General features: G+C 46.4%; 18 protein-coding genes. All 18 read left to right on the top strand.

Annotated elements, in window-relative coordinates; genetic code table 11:
* Nucleotides 1-381: 381 nt before the first annotated feature.
* A complete protein-coding gene (locus ACN0R8_RS09520; RefSeq protein ID WP_417596832.1) occupies nt 382-1,518 on the top strand; it encodes a sensor histidine kinase in 1,137 nt (378 codons plus the stop codon).
* Between the two features lie 12 nt (nt 1,519-1,530).
* Entirely contained in the window at nt 1,531-2,937 is a 1,407-nt protein-coding gene (locus ACN0R8_RS09515; RefSeq protein WP_417596831.1) for a sigma-54-dependent transcriptional regulator, read from the top strand.
* 75 nt (nt 2,938-3,012) lie between these two features.
* Nucleotides 3,013-3,369, top strand: a complete 357-nt coding sequence (fliE, locus tag ACN0R8_RS09510; protein WP_077243014.1) for a flagellar hook-basal body complex protein FliE — start codon at nt 3,013-3,015, stop codon at nt 3,367-3,369.
* Nucleotides 3,370-3,428: 59 nt separating this feature from the next.
* Nucleotides 3,429-5,165, top strand: coding sequence for a flagellar basal-body MS-ring/collar protein FliF (fliF, locus tag ACN0R8_RS09505; RefSeq protein ID WP_417596830.1), 1,737 nt, complete (start codon nt 3,429-3,431; stop codon nt 5,163-5,165).
* Nucleotides 5,158-6,168: a flagellar motor switch protein FliG gene (gene fliG, locus ACN0R8_RS09500; protein ID WP_077243013.1), complete on the top strand. Its 1,011-nt coding sequence runs from the start codon at nt 5,158-5,160 to the stop codon at nt 6,166-6,168. The genes fliF and fliG overlap by 8 nt, the downstream gene beginning before the upstream one ends.
* A gap of 56 nt (nt 6,169-6,224) precedes the next feature.
* A complete protein-coding gene (locus ACN0R8_RS09495; protein WP_417596829.1) occupies nt 6,225-7,085 on the top strand; it encodes a flagellar assembly protein FliH in 861 nt (286 codons plus the stop codon).
* A gap of 26 nt (nt 7,086-7,111) precedes the next feature.
* Nucleotides 7,112-8,470 carry a flagellar protein export ATPase FliI gene (gene fliI / locus ACN0R8_RS09490; RefSeq protein ID WP_417596828.1) on the top strand — a complete coding sequence of 453 codons (1,359 nt, stop codon included), beginning with the start codon at nt 7,112-7,114 and terminating at the stop codon, nt 8,468-8,470.
* Nucleotides 8,471-8,481: 11 nt separating this feature from the next.
* On the top strand, nt 8,482-8,934 hold the full coding sequence (gene fliJ / locus ACN0R8_RS09485; RefSeq protein ID WP_417596827.1) for a flagellar export protein FliJ: 453 nt from the start codon (nt 8,482-8,484) through the stop codon (nt 8,932-8,934).
* 54 nt (nt 8,935-8,988) lie between these two features.
* On the top strand, nt 8,989-10,758 hold the full coding sequence (locus ACN0R8_RS09480; RefSeq protein ID WP_417596826.1) for a flagellar hook-length control protein FliK: 1,770 nt from the start codon (nt 8,989-8,991) through the stop codon (nt 10,756-10,758).
* Between the two features lie 77 nt (nt 10,759-10,835).
* The gene (locus tag ACN0R8_RS09475) at nt 10,836-11,336 is read left to right on the top strand and encodes a flagellar basal body-associated FliL family protein (RefSeq protein ID WP_417596825.1); all 501 of its coding nucleotides are present in this window, start codon (nt 10,836-10,838) and stop codon (nt 11,334-11,336) included.
* Nucleotides 11,337-11,350: 14 nt separating this feature from the next.
* A complete protein-coding gene (gene fliM / locus ACN0R8_RS09470; protein WP_077243007.1) occupies nt 11,351-12,322 on the top strand; it encodes a flagellar motor switch protein FliM in 972 nt (323 codons plus the stop codon).
* Nucleotides 12,323-12,343: 21 nt separating this feature from the next.
* Nucleotides 12,344-12,868 carry a flagellar motor switch protein FliN gene (fliN, locus tag ACN0R8_RS09465; protein ID WP_417596824.1) on the top strand — a complete coding sequence of 175 codons (525 nt, stop codon included), beginning with the start codon at nt 12,344-12,346 and terminating at the stop codon, nt 12,866-12,868.
* An 11-nt stretch (nt 12,869-12,879) separates the two neighbouring features.
* Nucleotides 12,880-13,404: a flagellar biosynthetic protein FliO gene (gene fliO / locus ACN0R8_RS09460; protein WP_417596823.1), complete on the top strand. Its 525-nt coding sequence runs from the start codon at nt 12,880-12,882 to the stop codon at nt 13,402-13,404.
* Nucleotides 13,404-14,147 carry a flagellar type III secretion system pore protein FliP gene (gene fliP / locus ACN0R8_RS09455; RefSeq protein ID WP_417596822.1) on the top strand — a complete coding sequence of 248 codons (744 nt, stop codon included), beginning with the start codon at nt 13,404-13,406 and terminating at the stop codon, nt 14,145-14,147. The genes fliO and fliP overlap by 1 nt, the downstream gene beginning before the upstream one ends.
* A 2-nt stretch (nt 14,148-14,149) precedes the next feature.
* Nucleotides 14,150-14,419, top strand: a complete 270-nt coding sequence (gene fliQ, locus ACN0R8_RS09450) for a flagellar biosynthesis protein FliQ (RefSeq protein WP_417596821.1) — start codon at nt 14,150-14,152, stop codon at nt 14,417-14,419.
* 3 nt (nt 14,420-14,422) lie between these two features.
* Nucleotides 14,423-15,208 carry a flagellar biosynthetic protein FliR gene (fliR, locus tag ACN0R8_RS09445; RefSeq protein ID WP_417596820.1) on the top strand — a complete coding sequence of 262 codons (786 nt, stop codon included), beginning with the start codon at nt 14,423-14,425 and terminating at the stop codon, nt 15,206-15,208.
* Nucleotides 15,208-16,344, top strand: a complete 1,137-nt coding sequence (gene flhB, locus ACN0R8_RS09440) for a flagellar biosynthesis protein FlhB (protein WP_417596819.1) — start codon at nt 15,208-15,210, stop codon at nt 16,342-16,344. Before fliR ends, flhB begins: the two co-directional genes overlap by 1 nt.
* A gap of 98 nt (nt 16,345-16,442) precedes the next feature.
* Nucleotides 16,443-18,560: a flagellar biosynthesis protein FlhA gene (flhA, locus tag ACN0R8_RS09435; protein WP_417596818.1), complete on the top strand. Its 2,118-nt coding sequence runs from the start codon at nt 16,443-16,445 to the stop codon at nt 18,558-18,560.
* Nucleotides 18,561-18,577: the final 17 nt, after the last annotated feature.

The following is an 18,577-nucleotide window of genomic DNA, read 5'->3' as shown; positions in this document are numbered from 1 at the left end:
GTAATTATATCAACTGATTTCTGCTCTCATTAGCAAGAGAACTCTAAACTAATGTGAAAAAATTGACTAGCTGTGGATTCTAGCAATAGTGCTGTGAAAAGGTTAAGTAGTGTTATTTAAATATATTAGCTCCTATTGCCGGAGCTTATACCTATACTTTAGATGCCTTAAATCTGACTTGGTTGAATAAGTGGTCTTTTGTTACGTGCGGCCAGGTAGGGCATGGTAAAATCTCTGGTTACGGACAACCTTTTGGTGTAACAGGCTGTTACATCTGCTTTTATAAATCACAACAAGAAAAAAAGAAGATCTTTTTTTAAGCTGATAGTATATCGATGGTAGGCAAGGCTTTTCTGCCATTAAGAACACTTAAGGTATCGCATGAGTGCATCTGCCCAAGAGTTACAGGCTGCTTTTCTGGAATTTTCTGCTCTGTCCGAGCAGTTAACAACTTCCTATGATCAGCTTCAGACAAAGATTGTATCGCTTACCTCAGAGCTGGAAGAAGTAAAGAGGCAGCGTTCAGAAGAGTTGACGAAGAAACAGCAGGTGGCTGAGAAATTAGAGCACCTGCTGTTTTTGTTACCGGTAGGCGTTGTCGTGATTGATGGAAGTGGGAGAGTTGCGAGTGCAAACCCCAGCGCCAGAGACTTATTGTCAGGAGAGCTTGTTGGTGATAGCTGGGTTGATGTTATTGAACGCTGTTTTTCGCCGCGCCAAGACGATGGCTATGAAATTTCTCTTAAAGATGGGCGTCTGGTCTCGATTTCCACTCGTTCCTTAGAGAAAGAGCCGGGGCAGATGATTGTCATTAATGATATGACTGAAACCCGTCGGCTACAGGAGCAGGTGAGTCGAGGTGAGCGGCTAACAGAAATGGGGCGCATGGTTGCTTCGCTGGCCCATCAGATTCGTACACCTCTTTCTGCAGCAATGCTCTATGCGGGGCATTTACAGTCAGGTTCTTTGCCGGAAGATAAAAGGGAGAAGTTTTCGGCGAAGCTGGTTGATCGCTTGCAGAATCTTGAGCAGCAAATTGGTGATATGTTGCAGTTTGCTCGTGGTGGCAGCACGGTTGCGGAGCCTTTCTCTGTTGAATCACTGGTGAGCTCTGTCAGATCTGAAACTGAGAGTATAAAAATGGCCACTGGCGTCGACGTTCAGGTGGCTTCTGATGTAAGTGCAGATCTTTTAGGGCATCTTGATTCTCTTTTGGGCGCTATTCTGAATCTTGTGAATAATGCTGTACAGGCGGGAGCCGGGAAGATTAATGTCTCTTTATCTTTGGTGGCAGTGGACACTTTGTCGGTTGATGTTAAGGATGATGGTCCGGGTATCCCGCAGGAGCAGCTGGATAAAATCCTTGAGCCCTTTTTTACAACTAAGAGTCAGGGAACAGGTCTTGGTTTATCGATTGTCCAGTCTGTTGTTAATGCTCATAAAGGGCAGTTAAGTGTCGATTCCCAGCTCGGGAGTGGATGTTGCTTTGTTATATCTTTGCCGGTCTTAGGGCGTTAGCGGATAGTTATTATGCATAATGGAAAGCTATTAGTTGTTGAAGATGATGCGGCTCTGCGGGAGGCTTTGGTCGATACGTTAGAGTTGGCAGGCTATGAGGTCGTTGATGCTGATTGCGGTGAATCTGCCATTGTAAGGCTGTCTAAAGACACCTTCGATATGATTGTTTCGGATGTCAATATGCCTGGCATTGATGGTCATCAGCTGCTGGATCATGTGGTTAATAAGTACCCGGGGCTAAGTTTTTTAATGATTACGGCCTATGGCTCTATTTCTGATGCAGTTGATGCGATGAGACAGGGGGCGGTTGATTACTTAGTGAAGCCATTCGAACCGGAGAAGCTGGTTGAGCTGGTCGGTAAGTACTGTTCGAAGGTGGTTTCAGCGTCGCCCGACGAGCCCATCATGGTAAGTGAGAAAAGCCGTCAGGCGTTTGGGCTGGCAAAAAGAGTTGCGGTTACAGACTCTACAGTCCTGATTGCAGGGGAAAGCGGGTCAGGTAAAGAGGTGATTGCGCAGTATATACATCGTCATTCTCAACGTCGTGATAAGCCATTTGTTGCCATAAACTGTGCCGCAATCCCTGAAACAATGCTGGAAGCAACACTTTTCGGTCACGAAAAGGGGGCTTTTACAGGGGCTCATACCAGTGCTCCAGGTAAGTTTGAGCAGGCGAATGGCGGTACACTGCTTCTCGATGAGATATCTGAAATGGCGATTGATCTTCAGTCTAAATTGCTGAGGGTGCTTCAGGAGCAGGAGGTAGAGCGGGTTGGCGGACGAAAGGTTATAAAACTGGATGTTCGCGTCATTGCGACGACTAACCGGAATATGCATGATTTTATTTCAGAAGGGCGATTCAGAGAAGATCTTTATTACCGCTTGAATGTATTTCCAGTAAATATTGTACCGTTGCGGGAACGGGTGGCTGATATTGTTCCACTGGCAGAAAAGCTGTTCGCCAAGCATGCAGGTAAAATGAATCGTTCAGTCGTTGCCCTCTCTGATGATGCTAGGTTAGCGCTGGAGGGATACTCTTGGCCGGGTAATGTGCGTGAGCTGGAAAATGTCGTACAACGCGCACTTATTCTTCAGGTAGGTGATACTGTCTATGCGGCAGATCTTTGCATAGAGCCGGCGGCCCTTGCGGATAATGTTTGCCTTGATTCGCTGGTGCCTGAGAAAGATGCTTCTCAGGCTTCTGTCGAAGCACTTACTCCATCTGTCATTTCTGGCCGTTTGGGTGATGATCTGCAAATGAAAGAGTTTGAAATGATCATTGCTGTGCTGCGTGAATGCAGAGGTCGTAAGAATAAAGCTGCTGAACAGCTGGGTATTAGCCCCCGTACATTGCGCTATAAATTGGCCAAGATGCGGGATAGTGGCATAGATGTTGAAAGAGAGATCGAAATTGCATAATTCATTACGCTGGTAATAGGCCGGTGTTAAGTTATAGAATTGAATATGATCTTAGTTAACAGTGTGAGGTGAACCATGGTGGATAGAGCTGATATATCAGGTGTGCTGGATCAGATTCGGTCTATGCAATCTGAAATACATCAGGCAAGCCGTGTTGCGCCTGCCGTTAAGCCCTTAGAGGATGGCAAGTCTGTAAACGCCGCAGGGGCTCCTGATTTTTCAGAAATGCTGAAGGCTGCTATTGATAAGGTAAATGAGACGCAAAAGACGGCCAGCGCTTTGCGGGAGTCATACGAAATGGGTGATCCTGAAGTAGATATTACTCAGGTAATGATTGCCTCTCAGAAGTCGACAGTAGCATTCGAGGCTATGAGCCAAGTGCGTAACAAGCTGGTATCCGCTTATCAAGAAATCATGCGCATGCCATTATAATTCAAAATTTGAATATTTGAGTCCTCATTTAGGGCGAAATTGGACTAGGAACTTGATGAATGGATAACTCTTCTGCTGATGCAAATACTGGAGTTACTGAGACTCCGGGTGCAGCGCAAGACCAGATGACAGAGCCTCAGGTAACGACAGATAAGTCAAAAGGCCGAGGCGGAATCAATGGGGTTATGGATGGGTTTAACAGCCTTGATATGCTTCGTCAGTTAGGGTTGCTTGCGGGTTTTGCTGCAAGTATAGCCATAGGCTTTGCTATTGTTCTCTGGTCGCAGGAAGAGGACTATCGTCCCTTGCTGAGCAGTATTGGTGAGTATGATTCACCTGCTGTTGTCGATATTCTTGAGCGAAACGGTATCAATTATAAAGTTGATCCTAAGTCGGGTGCCTTGCTCGTGCTTTCTGATCGCATTTATGAAGCTCGTATGAAAATTGCAGCTTCTGATGTGGCCGGTAGCAATACAGTCGGTTACGAGTTACTTGACCAGGAGCAGGGGTTGGGCACCAGCCAGTTTATGGAGTCTGCCCGTTATCGTCGTAGTATAGAAGGCGAGTTGGCACGAACGATTTCCAGTCTACAGCCTATTCGCGGCGCACGTGTTCATTTGGCAATGCCTAAGCAATCTGTTTTTGTGCGAGATTATCGCAAACCATCTGCTTCTGTATTTCTGAATCTGCATAGTGGTGCTGCACTCGACTCGAGTCAGGCTAATGCGATTGTTAATCTTGTGGCTACCAGTATTGCGGAACTGGACCCCAAAGACGTTACTATTGTTGATCAGCGTGGTCGTTTGCTGTCTCAGACGGAGACGAAAGAGTCCGACAAACAGATTCAACGGCAGTTTGAGTACTCCCGTAAGCTTGAGCGTGTGTTGACTGAGCGTGTTCGCAGTATCTTGGAACCTGTGCTCGGTGCTGGGCGCTATCAGGCTGCAGTCTCTGCCGAGGTCGACTTTACCGAGACTGAGCAGACAGAAGAGATTTATAACCCGGATTTGCCTGCCTTGCGTAGTGAGCAGGTTCTGAACGAACAGCGGGTTGGTGATATGAATCAGGGGGGGATTCCTGGGGCTCTTTCTAACCAACCTCCGACCCCTACAGATGTGCCTGAGCAAGCTTTTGATCAGAATGGCAATCCTATAGGTGGCTCACCTCTTAACAGTCGTAAGCAGGCTACACGGAATTTTGAACTGGACCGTACGGTAAGTTACTCCCGTAATAATTTAGGGCGTGTAGACAGACTGACAGTAGCTGTTGTAGTGGATGATATTATTATCCGTGAGCCTGATAGTGGTGAAGTTGTCCGTCGTGCCTGGGATGAGAATGAACTGAAGCGGCTCGAGGTGCTGGTTCGGGATGCTGTCGGTTTTAATGCATTACGTGGCGATAGTGTTAATGTCGTTAACTCACCGTTTGCTGACGGCGGTGGGGATATGATTGAGAAGCTCCCTTTCTATCAGGAACCTTGGTTCTGGGAAATCGCCAAACAAGTACTGGCGGGTCTCTTTGTTCTTATTCTGATCTTTGGTGTTTTGCGTCCTATCCTTCGGAATCTCGCTACTGCTCGTGATGCCAATGATGGCGCTGATGCTGAAGATGAAATGCTGACACCTCTGGAAGACTTAGGGGATGATCAGGTTACGCTGTCTGCTGCGGATGATCCGTTGCTTGCAGGGCCGAATGAAGCTTATGAGCGTCAGCTGAACGCTATTCGTGCAATGATTGCAGAAGACCCGGGGCGTGTGGCTCAGGTGGTTAGACAATGGGTAATTTCAGATGAGTGATGAAGATTATCAGAGCTTGAGTTCTGTTCAGCGAGCGGCGATCCTTTTGATGACTCTCGGTGAGTCTGATGCAGCTCAGATTTTGCGCCATATGGGCCCTAAAGAGGTTCAGAAGGTTGGTATGGCGATGTCGCAGATGCAACATGTGTCAAAGGACCAAGTTGAAGAGGTTTTATCCGAATTTCTGGATTCTGCCGGTAATGTGACTGGGCTTGGTGTTGGTGCAGATAGTTATATCCGTCGCATGTTGACTGAAGCGCTTGGTGAAGATAAGGCTAATGGCCTTATTGATCGTATTTTGCTGGGCGGTAATACAACAGGGCTAGATACTCTGAAGTGGATGGAACCAAGAGCGATTGCCGATATTATTCGGTATGAGCACCCTCAGATTCAGGCTATTGTTCTATCATATCTTGATTCTGATCAATCTGCTGAAGTGCTGTCCTTTTTCGACTCCAAGGTTCGATTGGATGTGATTTTGCGTGTGGCTTCATTGGAGTCCGTTCAACCTCAGGCTCTGCAGGAGCTGAATGATATTCTTGAGAAGCAGTTCTCTGGCAGCACAGGTACTCAGACTACGAGTATGGGTGGTGTTAAGGTCGCGGCTAATATCATGAACAACCTTGAAAGTGCCCTTGAAGGTGAGCTCATGGAGGCAATCAAGGAAGTTGATGAGCAGCTGGGTGAGGAAATTGAAGATCTGATGTTTGTCTTCGATAACCTGGTGGACATTGATGATCGTGATATTCAGGTGCTTCTTCGCGAAGTTAACCCGGATAGCCTGGTGTTGGCGCTTAAGGGTGCTGATACAAGAGTGCAGGAAAAAATCTTTAAGAATATGTCTAAACGAGCCAGTGAGTTGCTACGTGATGACCTTGAGGCCAAAGGCCCTGTTCGTGTGAGTGAGGTTGAGCAATCCCAGAAAGAAATTCTTGCGATTGCTAGGCGTCTGGCCGAAGACGGTGAGATTACGTTGGGCGGCGGTGCTGACCAGATGGTGTAGACCTTACTTTGTGAGGGATCTGATACCTCATTATTACTTTTATATGAGTGGGAAATATGTCTCTGGATAAACGACACTTATGGTCGAGTGAAGAGATTGAAGCCTTTGAACGTTGGGAGATGCCAGATCTTACTGGTGTCTCCCTTCGTAGTTTGGGGCGGGGAAAAATCTCTGATGAAATCGTAGATGCAGAAGTAGCTGATGAAGAGGTTGAGGAAGAAATTCAGCTGCCAACGCTTGAGGAAGTCGAGGCGATCCGAAAAGAAGCTTATGACGCAGCTTATGCTGAAGGTATGGAGCAAGGGCGTCATGATGGCTTTGAGCGAGGTCGGGAAGATGGTTTTCTTAAGGGTAAGGCTGAAGGCTATGAGGAAGGCTCCGATAAAGGCTATGCGGATGGTCTGCAACAAGGCGAACGGGAGGTCAATGATGTTCTCTCGCGGTTAAATAGTATTCTGGCACTTCTGCATGAACCTATAGCAGTACAACACGAAGAGTTAGAGTCTGTACTGTATGACCTTGTTACGCATCTCGTGACAATTATGACGCATAAAGAGCTGAGCATTGATTCGTCTGTTATTACGCAGATTATACAGGACTCTTTATCAGCATTGCCGAGAAACAGCGACCGTATTCGTGTTTTTGTTAATCCCGATGATTATGAAATTTCTCATGAACAGGCCAGCCGCCAGATCGACCCCTGGCAGGTTTTTTCTGATGAAAGCGTTTCCAGAGGCGGGTGCCGGGTTGAGACTCTTAGCTCTCTGATTGATAGCAGTGTAGAGACTCGCTTAGAGGACCTTCTGACTCAGGTTGTTGCTGAACGTTATGCTTCAGCGTCCTCTGTTGCTCAGTCTGATCTTTCAGCTGAAGAGCATGATGAGTCGTCAGAGTCTGGGTCGTCCCCGACAGAGTAACCTTCAGCAGCCAGCGAGAATAATCAATGGATAATTTGGCAAAAAGGCTTAGCCAGTATAAACCAGAGAAAAAACTTCAGCCTCGTATTCGGACCGAAGGTCGCTTGGTGCGTATGGTTGGGTTGACTCTTGAAGCTGTTGGTTGTGATATGCCGGTCGGCAGCTACTGTAATGTTGAAACAGCTAATGGTGGTTTTGTTGAAGCTGAAGTTGTGGGCTTTTCCTCTGATCGAACATTTTTGATGCCGGTTGGGATGGCTGAAGGACTCAAGCCTGGTGGGCGTGTAACCCCGAATGAAAAAGCGTTGAACATCCCTGTTGGTCCCGGACTGTTGGGGCGAGTTCTGAATGGTATTGGTGAGCCATTGGATGGCCGGGGGCCGATTGTTGCTAAAGATACGACAAGCCTGCATGGGAAAATTATCAACCCACTTGCCCGAAAACCTATTAAGGAGACACTTGATGTCGGTATAAAAGCGATTAATGCGCTTTTTACAGTTGGTCAAGGACAGCGAATCGGTCTGTTTGCAGGCAGTGGTGTTGGTAAGAGTATGCTGCTGGGGATGATGACCCGGTTTACTGAGGCAGACATTATTGTTGTAGGTTTGGTCGGCGAGCGTGGGCGAGAGGTAAAGGAATTCATTGAAGAGATTCTGGGGCAGGAGGGAATGGCTCGTTCTGTAGTAGTGGCGTCGCCTGCCGATGATGCTCCTTTAATGCGTTTGCGAGCCGCCATGCTGACGACAAGTGTTGCTGAGTATTTTCGCGATCAGGGTAAGAAGGTTCTTTTACTTATGGATTCACTGACCCGTTTTGCACAGGCTCAACGTGAAATCGCTCTGGCTGTTGGTGAGCCGCCAGCTACCAAAGGTTATCCGCCCTCAGTGTTTGCTAAAATTCCTCAGTTGGTTGAGCGTGCCGGTAACGGAAATGAAGGTACGGGTGGCTCTATTACAGCTTTTTATACAGTTTTAACTGAAGGTGATGATCAGCAGGATCCAATCGCTGATGCCACGCGAGCCATTTTAGACGGTCATATTGTACTGTCCCGGAGGTTGGCTGAAGAAGGACATTACCCTGCCATTGATGTAGAGGCTTCCATCAGTCGTGTCATGCCACAGGTTGTTTCGGATGATCAGTTAAAATTGGCTTACTCGGTGAAGCAGCTTTACGCACTTTATCAGCAAAATAAAGATCTGATTAGCGTAGGGGCTTATAGTTCCGGGGCGGATCCGGCCATTGATCAGGCTATCGCGTTGATGCCTGGTATTAAGCAATTCCTGCAGCAGGGGTTGAAAGACAATGTCGATATTGTTTCAAGTTATCAGCAGATGTACCAAGCGCTGAATATGGCGCCTTCTGGTACTGCTGCTGAACAGGCTTAAGAGGCAGGTTAATGAAACGCTCAGAACGCCTAAAAAACATTATGACAATGGCCGAAAAAAAGGAACGGGATGCTGTTAATGCTCTTGGTTATCTGAATACGAAGGTTTCTAATGAGGAGCTTAAGCAAAAGCAATTGCTTGAGTATGAGTTGGAATACCATGAGAAAATTATTGAAACAGGCCGCACGGGGATTAATGGGGCGACTTTGCGGACCTACTTTGGTTTCATGGACAAGCTCAGTAATGCAGCTAACCAGCAAGTTGACCATATCGCCGAGTTGGAACAGCAGGTCGATCAGGTTCAGCAGTATTGGTTTAAAGCTCGGGGTAAGCTGAGAGCGTTTGAGAGCCTGGTTGAAAGGGCTGAAGCGCAGGAAGCTGCAGAAGCTGATAAGTTAGAGCAAAAGGCTTTGGACGAGTTTGCAGCTCTGGCATATCTTAGAAGAAAATATTCTGATAAATAACTATGGCATGGTCTTTGCTGTATCTTCTTTAGAATTAAATAGAGAGGTTACAACATGGGTGTCAGTCAATCACGGTCAGTTCTTGACCTACTACCCGCCTCAGGCTCCGCTGGTGTTAAGCGGAATCAAAATAGTACTAACCAGGCTATGTTTGATGTTGCCTTAAAGAGTGCGTCTGCTGTCGTGCCTCAGGCCTCAGGGAATGAAAAGATTTCTAAACAGGATGTTGCTAGCAGTAAAGCAGAAGACAATGGCAAGTCTGTTCCGCAAAACGGCAAAGAGATTCCTGAAAAGGATGCTTGGTCTGCCACTGATAAAACGTCGCAGTCCAAGGTGGCGTCCGAGCAGGCATCTGATGTAAATGAAAATAAAACTTCAGGTAGTGGAACTTCATCGGATGAGAAAGATTCCTCTGAGAGAAATACATTAGCTGATGATAAGCATTCTTCGGCTGATGATGATTCAGAAGCAAAAGATTCCTCTGATAGAAGCACCGCTGCTGATGAGAATGGTGTAGCTGATGAGGATGCCGTGGCTGATAAAGATGCGGCCATTGCTTCGAGGCAGAAAGACGACGCAGAAGTTGAAGCTGAAGCAGCAGAGCAAGATACTGCAGATGACTTAACACTTAAGCTGTTGTCTGAAGGTGAGGTGGATTCAGAAGCGGCGGGTGACTCTGTTGATGCTGCTATTTCAGAGTTATCCGGTAACCTTTCAGAAGAAGCAAGCTTTGATGAGTTAATACAGGATATCCAAAAAGGCGATGTGGATGCTGCGACATTGCTGTCCAAACTGGAAAAAACGCTGGATGCTGAAGGAGTATCTTTAGACGACATCAGGGGTTTTCTAGAGGAGAATGAAATCCTGTCATCGTCGGAGTTTGAGCAGCTTTTAAACGATCCGGAAGAATTGATTGCGCAGCTTCAGCAGCTTTTACAAAGTAATACTGAATTCAGTGCTTATCTTAAAGAGATGGGTGGTGCTGATATTATTGCTCGTCTTGCAGCTACATTTGATTCGCGTACAAATCAAACGTCTGCTCCAAGGTTTGCTGACGTTCTGAAAGCAGAGGGTACTGCTGTTCAGGAGGCCGGACGCCTTGTTAGTCAGCTGCTTCAGGAGCAAGGAGCAGGAAAAGATGCTGAGTCTGGTTTTGACAAAGATAAACTTTTTGAACAACTGTTGACCCAGAAAGGAAGTGAGAACTCCGGAAAGGTTTCAGGATTTGCAGGTATAGTTCTAAAAGATGGGATGGGAAGTAGTGCTGGTCAAGCCTTATCCCTGGCTGCAGCCGGTGCAGGAGCTGTATCCGGAGCAGAGAGTTTACAGGGTTTGGCTCAACGAGCCGGAGTTTCAGGGGCGGCTCAGAATCTGCCGCAGTTACCTGTTTTAAGAGGATTGCCAGGGCAACCCGGAGCTACTGAGGCTCTGAATGAGCGCATTATGATGATGCGTTCAAAGGGAATCCAGACCGCAGAAATTCGCTTAGATCCACCAGATCTCGGCAGTCTTGAGGTTCGTGTTCGTGTGTCGGGAGATACAACAACAATTCAGTTCCATAGCCCTAATTCTGGTGTAAGGGAAGCACTTGAAGCTCAGGTGAGCCGGTTGCGTGAGATGATGGAGGGTGCGGGTATAAATCTGGGGCAGGTGGATGTTTCCGATCAATCACTATCCGAGCGCCCGGATGACTCTTTTGCTTCTTCTGACGCCGCATCCGGCGGAAATAGTGGTTCTGTTGATGGTGATGACGAGACCCGGGAGGATGCTTTGCTTAGTAGTAAACAGCAATCAGCTTTAGGACTGGTTGACTACTTTGCTTAGGCCTTGCATTATCCTGAATCGTAATTAGTTCATTAATTTTATATGGGCATTAATCAATTGAAAGCAAGAGGCTTGGAATGGAAGACTTAAACGAACAGAAGAAAAGCAATAAAAAAACAATCATCATTATTGTTACTGTTGTCTTGCTTTCTATCGCTGCAGCCGTTGGCGGAACGCTGTTCTTTTTAGGCAAGGTGCCTGGTTTGGGTGATACGGTTGAGCAGGTAAGTGCTCCGTCCGGGCCTCAAATCACCCCTAGTAACTCTGTATATTATGAAATGGAACCTGCGTTTGTAATTAACTTTAATGCCGGTAGAAAGCAGCGTTTTATGCAGGTTTATGTTGCAGTGAAAGCACAGACTGAAGATGCTGTTGCTCAGGTCTCGCAGCATGCACCTGTTATTCGTAATAATCTGAACCAGCTATTTGCCAAGCAGGACTTTGAAAGCATCCAAACTCCTGAAGGTAAGGAAGAGATGCGCCAGGCAGCAACACAGGCTGTTCAGGATGTTCTGGCAAAATATGGTAATGGTGAAACAATTGATCAGGTTCTATTTACGAACCTGGTTATGCAGTAAGGACGGACTTTTTTATGCAGGACTTACTTTCTCAAGACGAAATTGACGTCCTTCTGCATGGTGTAGAGGATGACGAGCTACCAGCCGGCGCAGATGATGATGCTGATGGCAGCGATGTCCAGTCTTATGATATTACCAGTCAGGATCGTATTGTACGTGGGCGGATGCCTACGCTTGAGATGATTAACGAGCGTTTTGCCCGTTATACCCGAATCAGTTTATTTAATCTTCTTCGCCGCAGCTCTCACGTGACAGCTGGTGGCGTGCAGATTATGAAGTTTGGTGAGTACGTACATACTTTATTTGTGCCTACCAGTCTAAATCTTGTGAAGATGCGACCCTTAAGGGGCTCGGCTCTTTTTGTTTTGGATGCGAAACTGGTCTTTAAACTGGTTGATAACTTTTTTGGTGGCGATGGCCGCCATGCCAAGATCGAAGGCCGTGAATTTACACCAACAGAAATTCGTATTGTACAAAAAGTACTGGAGCAGGTCTTCGTTGATCTGAAGGAAGCCTGGAGTACCGTTTTACCGCTTAATTTTGAATATATTGGCTTTGAAGTTAACCCCTCTATGGCAAATATTGTGAGTCCTAGTGAGGTGGTTGTCGTCAGTACTTTCCATGTCGAGCTGGATGGCGGTGGTGGTGATATGCATATCACTATCCCCTACTCCATGATCGAACCCGTTCGGGAAGAGCTGGACTCAGGTGTGCAAAGTGATGTCGATGATGTCGATGAACGTTGGGTTCGTGCGTTGCGCCAGGATGTGATGGAAGCGAATATTCCCTTGAATGTTAAGGTAGTGGAGCGTCAGATCAACCTGGGCGAGATTATGGGGCTGGAGGCAGGAGATATTATTCCTGTTGAAATGCCGGAAAATGTAACCCTTCTTGCAAATAATGTCCCGACCTTTAAGTGTAAACTGGGGCGATCCGGTGAGAATTTAGCATTAAAAATTGTAGAGCAGGTTAAGCTGCAGCGATAACAACAGGACTGGCGGTGAGTTATGAGTGACGAAAATAATGAACTGAACCCCGAAGAGATGGGTGACGATTGGGCTGCGGCAATGGATGAGCAGGCTGATCCTGAATCCACAGATGATTGGGCTTCAGCAATGGATGAGCAAGGTGCTTCAGAGAATGCAGAGGAAGACGAATGGGCGGATGCCCTTTCGGAGCAGGAATCTGAAAATGATATCACTGAAGATGATATTGAGTCTGCACCTCTGGAATATCTTGAAGATGACAGTGTTGCCACTATGGATGATGACAATCCGAACCTGGATGTCATCATGGATATTCCCGTCACGATTGCGATGGAAGTTGGGAGCACTGAAATTGCGATTCGTAACCTTCTGCAATTGAACCAGGGTTCTGTTATTGAGTTGGATCGCTTGGCTGGTGAGCCTCTCGATGTGAAGGTCAATGGCACTCTTATTGCTCATGGTGAAGTTGTAATGGTAAACGAAAAGTTTGGTATCCGACTGACTGACGTTGTGAGCCCATCAGAGCGTATTCGTAAGCTTCGTTAATGGTTTTTATCTTGCAAAATCTTAAGAATAAATTCATCGCTGAGTGGAAGGTGTATGCCTTTTTGCTGGTGGGTATTCTGGGTTTCGGTTTGAGCTCGCAATTGCGGGCTCAAACTGTATCTGATACCGGGAAAGCACTGAGTAGTGCGGAATCTACTGTTAGCGGTGCAGAAAAAACAGTGGGTTACGGTACGGGAAGTCCGGCCTCAGGCATTGAAGATGTTGCCTTGTCGCTGGCTATTGTCCTCATTCTTATTTTTGTGCTGGCTTGGCTGGTTAAGCGTTTTGCTCCCGGAGCAGGTCGTGTAGGCTCTAAACATATGCAGGTGTTATCTACTTTGCCCTTGGGAGGTAAGGAAAGACTTGTGTTGGTTGATGTTGCAGGTACTCAAATGGTGCTCGGTATTTCTTCAGAGCGCGTAGAGTGCCTTCATGTATTTCCTGATGCCGTCATTAAGCTATCTGCAGATGCCGGTGAAAACGCAAGTTTTGCAAATATCTTGCAAGGCTTTAAAACGGGTAGGGAAAAGGGTTGATGTTAAGGATTTTATTGCTTCTGACATTGGGTTTGTCATTTAGTGCTGGTGCTTATGCCGAGCCCGGAATCCCTGCGCTGACCCTGGTTACCGGGGAAGATGGCTCTCAAAGTTATACGGTAACGATCCAGATTCTGGCCATCATGACGGCGCTGACCTTTATTCCGGCAGCTTTGATCATGATGACCTCATTTACCCGGATCATTATTGTTTTTGCTATTTTGCGCCAAGCGGTAGGCTTACAGCAGTCACCATCAAATCAGATTTTAGTTGGTCTGGCATTGTTTCTGACTTTTTTTATCATGACCCCGGTTTGGGAAGAAGTTAATGTTAATGCTTTGCAGCCATATTTAGCTGAACAGGTAACGGCTCTGGAGGCAGTTCAGCTGGCCCGACAACCGGTAACTGAGTTTATGCTAGCTCAAACGAGGGAAGATCATGTGGATCTTTTTGCCAGAATAGCCGGTTATGATGTTATTAAATCTACCGACGATATCCCTTTTAGTGTGCTTGTACCGGCCTTTATGACCAGTGAATTGAAAACAGCATTTCAGATCGGTTTTATTGTCTTTATTCCCTTTCTGGTTATCGATCTAGTTATTGCGAGTATTTTGATGGCCATGGGTATGATGATGTTGTCGCCAATTATTATCTCTTTGCCGTTTAAAATTATGCTTTTTGTTCTTATTGATGGCTGGGCTCTGGTTATGGGGACTTTGGCCTCAAGTTTTGGAGCCGGATAGCTATGACACCTTCCGTTGTTGTTGATATTCTGCGTGAGGCGATGTTTCTGATTATGATCATCGTAGCTGTTATGGTTGTTCCCAGTCTGCTCGTTGGTCTTGTTATCAGTGTGTTTCAGGCGGCAACCCAGATTAACGAACAGACATTAAGCTTCTTGCCTCGTTTGTTTGCTACTTTGCTTGCGATTGTTATCGCTGGTCCTTGGATGGTGCGTTCTTTGGTTGAATTTGCTACGCGCCTTTACGCCAATATTCCCTTTCTTATAGGTTGATTCATGCCAGCTCAGATCACGGATGCAATGATCGTGCAGTGGGTGGCTGGTTTTCTTTGGCCTTTTTTTCGTGTGGCCGGTTTTTTCATGGCTGTGCCTCTGATCGGCTCTCAGACCTTACCTTCTAATATTCGCTTGCTTCTTTCACTGGTCGTAACCCTGGCTATCTTACCTATGGTGCCGGATGTACCTCAGATTGATCTGATTTCACTTGAGGCGTTTTTGGTGATCGCGCAGCAGGTTTTGATTGGTGTTGCTTTTGGGTTTGTCGTCCAGATTGTTTACCAGGTTTTTGCACTGGCCGGGCAGATGTATGCAATGCAGGCGGGCCTTGGTTTCGCCTCTATGGCTGATCCGGCTAACGGGGTAAATACGACTGTCGTTGCTCAATTTCTTGTCATTGGAGCGAATTTACTTTTTGTTACAATGAATGGGCATTTAGCGCTGATTCAGATTATAGCGGATAGCTTTCGTATGATACCTATCGGCTTTTCCGGCATTGACCGAGAGTTTTTTTGGGCATTAGTAAACCTAGGTGGATGGATGTTTGCTTCTGCTTTTCTGATTGTTATACCTGGTGTTACGGCATTGCTCATGGTTCAGGCTGGATTGGGTATTGTGACCAGGGCTGCACCTCAGTTGAATATTTTCTCATTAGGTTTTCCGTTTATGATGACGTTTAGCCTACTGATCGCCTGGATAGGCTTGACAACATTGACTCCTCATTTTGAAAATGTCTTTGAATTTGGATTATCGTTTCTTAACGACTGGATAGAGTCGAGGGCCTAATGGCAAAAGAGAACGAAGACGGACAGGAAAAAACTGAAGACCCCACCCCCAAACGAATTCAGGAGGCTCGGGAGAAAGGTGATGTTCCGCGCTCAAAAGACCTGAATACGATGTTGCTGACGCTTGTTGCGGCTGCAGCCTTACTGACATTGGGGCCTATTATTGCTGAGGCCTTGAAAGACGTCTTTCGCTATAATTTTTCTATTGCCAGGGTCGACCTGTTCGATACTCAGGGGATGTTTCGTCATTTGACGCATTCTGCAAAAGAAAGCCTTATGGGCATGTTGCCTACAATGTCTGTACTGGTATTGGCAGCTCTTATTGCGCCTATTTCTTTAGGCGGCTGGAACTTTAGTACGAAGGCCTTGGCCCCTAAATTTAGTCGCCTAAACCCTATTGAGGGTATTAAACGACTCTTTTCACTTAATTCTCTAGTTGAGCTTTTTAAGTCGATAGGCAAAGTTTCGGTTGTCGGTGTTTCGGCTGTTCTTGTCTTTTTGGCTTATCGAATGGAATTACCTTATCTGGCCTGGATGGCGCCTGAATACGCCTTCGGTAGAATGGTTGAAATTTTGGCATGGGTTGCTATCTGGGTTAGTTCTTCGTTAATTCTGATCGTTCTTATTGACGTTCCTTTCCAGCTTCATCAGTACAACGAGAAGATGAGAATGACGTTACAGGAAGTAAAAGATGAGATGAAGAATACAGAAGGTAAACCTGAGGTGAAGGGGCGAATACGCCAGTTACAACGGGAGATGGCAAATCGAAGAATGATGTCAGATGTTCCGCAGGCTGATGTCATTATCACTAACCCGACTCACTACGCTGTTGCTTTAAAATATGATGATGCAGGTGAAATAGGGGCGCCGGAGTTGCTGGCTAAAGGTGGCGATGAGCTAGCAATGAAGATCCGTGAGATAGCAGAGGCAAATGAGATACCTGTGTTACAAATCCCCCCCCTTTCGCGGGCGATTTATTACAGTACAGAAATTGGCGATGTTATACCTGAAGGGCTTTATATGGCTGTTGCTCAGGTACTGGCCTATGTTTACCAATTAAAACAGTCTAAGAGTGGTAAAGCAGGGCATCCCGGAAAGGCACCATCTCCAGAGATACCTTCTGAGTACAAAAAGTAAAGAAATTTAAGCAGTTGCTTAATGCTTTGACTGTTATAGTATTGTTGGTAGCATAGCCAAAAATTTTAATTGTAGAATGCCAGCAGACAAGGGCAATAATGGAACGTACTCAAATAATAGACAAGTTGAAAAGCTTGCCGTTGACGGGACTAGGGATTCCCGTACTTATCCTTGTGTTGCTTGGGATGATGACACTGCCTGTTCCGGTGCTTCTGCTGGACATGTTGTTTACCTTTAATATTGCCCTATCAATTATTATTCTTTTGGTAGCTGTTTATTCCTTGCGGCCATTAGATTTCGCTGTTTTCCCCACCATTCTTTTAGTCGCCACTCTTTTAAGATTGGCATTGAATGTAGCATCCACACGTATTGTACTGCTTAATGGTCATGAAGGCGGTGACGCTGCTGGTAAAGTGATTGAAGCCTTCGGGGCTGTTCTGATTGGCGGCAATTATGTTGTTGGTCTTGTGGTATTCCTTATCCTGATGATTATCAACTTTGTGGTAATCACTAAGGGTGCTGGACGTATTTCGGAAGTGAGCGCCCGTTTCACTCTGGACGCGATGCCGGGTAAGCAGATGGCGATTGATGCGGATTTGAATGCAGGTCTGATTAATCAGGAAGAGGCAAAACAGCGGCGGGCAGATGTTGCCAATGAAGCTGACTTTTATGGTGCAATGGATGGTGCCAGTAAATTCGTCCGCGGTGATGCTGTTGCAGGTATTTTAATTCTGGTTATTAACGTGCTTGGTGGTTTAGGCATCGGCATGATGCAGCATGATCTCGAGTTTTCTGACGCCCTTGAAAAATATGTGCTTCTAACCATTGGTGATGGCCTGGTTGCTCAAATTCCGTCACTGCTGCTCTCTGTGGCGGCCGCTATTATGGTGACGCGTGTTAATAGCGATCAGAGTATCGGGCAGCAGGTTGGTGGTCAGATGTTTGCCACACCTCAGGCCCTGACGGTTACTGCTGTTATTCTGACTTTGATGGGTGTTATTCCTGGTATGCCACACGTTGCATTCCTGGGGCTGGCAGCTGCAGCTGGCTTGGGGGCGTATGCGATCAAGTACTACACTGAGAAAAAGGTTGCCCAAGAGCTTGCTTCTAAGAAAAAGGCTCCAGATATGCCTTTGCCGGATGAAGCGGCTGTTAATCAGAAAGAGCTGGGTTGGAGTGATGTTCCTATGATCGACCTTTTAGGTCTTGAAGTGGGTTATCGTCTAATTCCTTTGGTTGATAAGAATCAAGGGGGGCAGCTTTTAGGGCGCATCAAGGGTATTCGTAAAAAGTTATCTCAGGAGCTGGGGTTTTTGGTGCCATCTGTTCATATTCGGGATAATTTGGAGCTTTCTCCGACAATTTACCGTATTCTGCTGAAAGGTGTTGTCGTAGCCGAGGCTGAAGTTTACCCGGATCGTGAGATGGCTATTAACCCCGGTCAGGTTTTTGGGGAGATCTCAGGGATTGAAGGTAAAGATCCTGCATTTGGTTTGGATGCGGTTTGGGTTGAGGCTCAGGAGCGAGATGAGGCTCAGGCTTTAGGTTATACGGTTGTTGATTCCAGTACTGTTATTGCAACCCAGTTGAATCAGATTATGCAGAATTATGCCCATGAATTAATTGGCCATGATGATATTCAGCATCTGATGGATGCGCTTTCCAGCCACTCTCCGAAGCTTGCGGAACAGCTTGTACCGGACTGTGTTAGTTTGAATCAGTTGCTGAAAATTATTCAGAGCTTGTTACAGGAAAGTGTTTCTATCCGGGACTTTAGAACAATTGCGCAATCATTGATTGAGACGGCTCAGTCAACCCGGGATATTGGGCAGATGACTTCTGCTGTGCGCGTGGCCTTGTCCCGATCTATTGTTCAATCTATTTGCGGGCCTAGTACTGATCTTCCTGTTATTACTCTTGAGCCACAGTTGGAACAAATCTTGCTTCAGTCAGTGCAGCAAGCAGCGCAGTCAAATGTTGATGATAATCTGATTTTAGAGCCTGCAATGGCTGAACGGTTGCAGCAATCGCTGGCTGAGGTATCACAGCAACAAGAGATGATGGGTAATCCAGCGGTATTAGTGGTGGCTGCGCCGATACGGCAAGTTCTTGCCAGGTTTGTTCGATACAGTGCTCAATCTGTTCATGTTCTTTCATATCAGGAAATCCCTGATAATAAACAGATCACGATTGTCGCTACTGTAGGGCAGCAATAAACTTGTCTTTTATGTGG

It is taken from the genome of Oceanospirillum sp. (genome assembly GCF_048265165.1).
Classification (GTDB): Bacteria; Pseudomonadota; Gammaproteobacteria; order Pseudomonadales; family Halomonadaceae; genus Oceanospirillum.
Note: the sequence above shows the minus strand (reverse complement) of the source record. Positions and strands in the feature narration are given on the sequence as shown.

Bases quoted from the DNA above. Each gene is read 5' to 3' on its own strand.
- ACN0R8_RS09520 (WP_417596832.1), top strand. From the start codon at position 382: ATGAGTGCATCTGCCCAAGAGTTACAGGCTGCTTTTCTGGAATTTTCT.
- ACN0R8_RS09515 (WP_417596831.1), top strand. From the start codon at position 1,531: ATGCATAATGGAAAGCTATTAGTTGTTGAAGATGATGCGGCTCTGCGG.
- fliE (WP_077243014.1), top strand. From the start codon at position 3,013: ATGGTGGATAGAGCTGATATATCAGGTGTGCTGGATCAGATTCGGTCT.
- fliF (WP_417596830.1), top strand. From the start codon at position 3,429: ATGGATAACTCTTCTGCTGATGCAAATACTGGAGTTACTGAGACTCCG.
- fliG (WP_077243013.1), top strand. From the start codon at position 5,158: ATGAGTGATGAAGATTATCAGAGCTTGAGTTCTGTTCAGCGAGCGGCG.
- ACN0R8_RS09495 (WP_417596829.1), top strand. From the start codon at position 6,225: ATGTCTCTGGATAAACGACACTTATGGTCGAGTGAAGAGATTGAAGCC.
- fliI (WP_417596828.1), top strand. From the start codon at position 7,112: ATGGATAATTTGGCAAAAAGGCTTAGCCAGTATAAACCAGAGAAAAAA.
- fliJ (WP_417596827.1), top strand. From the start codon at position 8,482: ATGAAACGCTCAGAACGCCTAAAAAACATTATGACAATGGCCGAAAAA.
- ACN0R8_RS09480 (WP_417596826.1), top strand. From the start codon at position 8,989: ATGGGTGTCAGTCAATCACGGTCAGTTCTTGACCTACTACCCGCCTCA.
- ACN0R8_RS09475 (WP_417596825.1), top strand. From the start codon at position 10,836: ATGGAAGACTTAAACGAACAGAAGAAAAGCAATAAAAAAACAATCATC.
- fliM (WP_077243007.1), top strand. From the start codon at position 11,351: ATGCAGGACTTACTTTCTCAAGACGAAATTGACGTCCTTCTGCATGGT.
- fliN (WP_417596824.1), top strand. From the start codon at position 12,344: ATGAGTGACGAAAATAATGAACTGAACCCCGAAGAGATGGGTGACGAT.
- fliP (WP_417596822.1), top strand. From the start codon at position 13,404: ATGTTAAGGATTTTATTGCTTCTGACATTGGGTTTGTCATTTAGTGCT.
- fliQ (WP_417596821.1), top strand. From the start codon at position 14,150: ATGACACCTTCCGTTGTTGTTGATATTCTGCGTGAGGCGATGTTTCTG.
- fliR (WP_417596820.1), top strand. From the start codon at position 14,423: ATGCCAGCTCAGATCACGGATGCAATGATCGTGCAGTGGGTGGCTGGT.
- flhB (WP_417596819.1), top strand. From the start codon at position 15,208: ATGGCAAAAGAGAACGAAGACGGACAGGAAAAAACTGAAGACCCCACC.
- flhA (WP_417596818.1), top strand. From the start codon at position 16,443: ATGGAACGTACTCAAATAATAGACAAGTTGAAAAGCTTGCCGTTGACG.